This window comes from Eudoraea sp., assembly GCF_049665975.1.
Taxonomy (GTDB): Bacteria; Bacteroidota; Bacteroidia; order Flavobacteriales; family Flavobacteriaceae; genus Eudoraea.
In genome coordinates this window covers 1-2,378 of the sequence record NZ_JBATGR010000003.1, presented here as the reverse complement: position 1 = coordinate 2,378, position 2,378 = coordinate 1, and the positions used below count along the sequence as shown (strand labels likewise).

The following is a 2,378-nucleotide window of genomic DNA, read 5'->3' as shown; positions in this document are numbered from 1 at the left end:
ATAGAAATCCCTACCATATTTGGCATCCAGGATTCTGCACCAAACTCAATGAGGGTAGGCCTGGATTGTAATGTAAGTACCAACCCAATTATGAACCCGGTTACCAGAACCAGGACCAGGGAACGATTACCCATATGATAACACTGCCTAAGCAACTCTTTAAACTCAAAAGGAGGCCTGAACAGTTCCTTAAAAAAGCGGCCGGCAAAATATGCCAGCTCCCCTATCTCAATAAAGAATTGTTTTATTCCACCCAAACTTCGTTTTACCGTACTCATGGGTTATTTAACTTATGGACTTACTCTTTCAAATTTACCTTTAAAACGCTATACTATAAATGATATAAGTCATATGTATAAACTGATCTTGCTCATGGTCTGTTTGTCTAATGAACACTAATTTTATGCTGTCTCGGATAATTCTGTGACCAATGGAAGTAGGAATAAAATCACAATACAAATGACTCTAAAACCTGTACTTTTTATTGGGATCCTCATTTTAGGAATTGGTGCTTCTTTTACACCCCCTATCAATTTATATAAACTACCAAAAGAAACGCAAGTAGGACCCAGGGAGCTTATTCCTGATTCTGTAAAAAAACTCATTACGGGCAGTTGGATCCATATTACACGTGATATTGCCATAAGTCAATATTTTAACTATATGGATTCTTTGGTAATAGCCTATGATTCTTTGGTTCCTTACCCCTTATCAGAACACCTCCTGGTACATGCCAATCCCTGGATAATTGACACCCTGGCGAATACGGATTACTATAGAATGATGGCGCGTGATTCATTTGTTTATGATCAGCGTAAACTATTAGTTTTAAGATTATTAGACTCTATAATGCTCCCGGATTCCCTAACGGCAGCCACCATCCTGAATTCGTTTAATAGAATGTATCTCGATGTAAACATTCCTGAATTTAAGCTGCGAATTTATCAGGATACCACAGCACTATTTAACTTTCCGGTAAGAGTTGGAAAAAACACAAAAAAATATTTGGCTATGGCTGACAAAATCACCGACCTACGTACCAAAACGGGTAGCGGAAAAATTGTCAGGCATGAAAAGGATCCGGATTTTTATAATCCTGTTAACCACAAACGCTTCTATCTCACCAAAAGAGACGATAAAAAAACAACCTTAATGCCACAAATACCCTGGATAGAGACTGAAATTGACGATGTCAGAAATGGCCAGATGATACATCCTACCACCAATCCTGAAACTTTGGGCAAATCCAGTTCCAATGGCTGTATTGGCACAAAAGAATCAGATGCCTGGATCATTTACTATTATGCACCGCTGGGAACTGCGATCACAATCCGTTACGATTTGGAACTTACCGAGGCTTCGGGTGATACAATTCAACTGAAGAATATTTATGGATATTGATGTTAAAGATCAGATTTATCACCAAAGAACCGTGGAATATCTATAAATCAAACGGACCTCCATTTCAATCCGGTAGGATAGCCGAAATACGCTATTTAGTTGAACTAATTGGCTTCAACAAGAGGAATCTCCAACGCCAATTGGGCATTAACCAAATCATCAATTTTACTTTCCACCTGAAAATAGAGCGCTGCTTTTGTGGCCGGAAGAATCTTTTTGAATTTTTTATAATAACTCTTATTAAGCTTAAGCAGCTTTGTCTGGTAAGCCAAGGACCGATTCACAAGGGCATCGGCTTTTTCATCTGTCATTGACTCATAACTGGCGGCAAAATCTTTAATAATATTAACTCGTTCCGTATGAACATTATACAATTTGGAATTGTATTCGTTGTATAAGGCCCAAAACGGACCACTCTCAGCCTCGCTAAGCTCCATCGTCTCAGCTACGGCTGCCTTTTTTTCAGTATTTAAAACATCTCTTACAACCTCAAGATAGTCATTAAAAGATTGAGAAAATGCAGGACTCATCATTAAAATCATTCCAATAACGAGTAAAATATTTTTTGTTTTCATTTTAGATTATTTACGTTCATAATTAGAAGCGAAAATATAAATAAAACTAACTCGGCTACACTCTTTTTCGAGCTTATTCCGATTTGGCGCATAATGTCGCTAAGCGAAAATTTTTTATTCCAAATTCCTTAATAAAAAGAGTTAATTTACGGACAGCTAAGTACTGTTTTATATGGATTTTGCTTCAGTGAATTTAAAAATTACCTATAACACGCAAAGAAGGACCACTGAATGTCAAATCAAAACTACCTCTAAAATCAGTCTCGTCAATATTTGCGTTAAAGTTCATAAACTCATAATTAAGATTCACCCCAAGATTTCTTATAATCTGGAAAGTAACCCCCGGACTAATATTCCATAAACCCCCCGATATACTGTCAATTTTTATACCAAACCAGTCTA

4 protein-coding genes are annotated in these 2,378 nt (G+C 37.0%); 1 reads left to right on the top strand and 3 read right to left on the bottom strand.

Annotation, left to right across the window (positions count from 1 at the left end; translation table 11 throughout):
- A partial coding sequence (locus WBN20_RS00155; RefSeq protein ID WP_424280275.1) for an MlaE family ABC transporter permease occupies window positions 1-278 on the bottom strand: 278 nt, incomplete at its 3' end.
- A gap of 181 nt (window positions 279-459) precedes the next feature.
- Here WBN20_RS00155 and WBN20_RS00150 point away from each other — a divergent pair.
- Window positions 460-1,401: a L,D-transpeptidase gene (locus WBN20_RS00150; protein WP_424280274.1), complete on the top strand. Its 942-nt coding sequence runs from the start codon at window positions 460-462 to the stop codon at window positions 1,399-1,401.
- 104 nt (window positions 1,402-1,505) lie between these two features.
- On the opposite strand, the gene WBN20_RS00145 is transcribed toward WBN20_RS00150, so the two are convergent.
- Together WBN20_RS00145 and WBN20_RS00140 are read right to left on the bottom strand one after the other, a co-directional pair.
- Window positions 1,506-1,976: a hypothetical protein gene (locus tag WBN20_RS00145; RefSeq protein ID WP_424280273.1), complete on the bottom strand. Its 471-nt coding sequence runs from the start codon at window positions 1,974-1,976 to the stop codon at window positions 1,506-1,508.
- 193 nt (window positions 1,977-2,169) lie between these two features.
- Window positions 2,170-2,378, bottom strand: a 209-nt coding sequence (locus WBN20_RS00140; RefSeq protein WP_424280272.1) for a hypothetical protein, incomplete at its 5' end; no start/stop codon positions are given.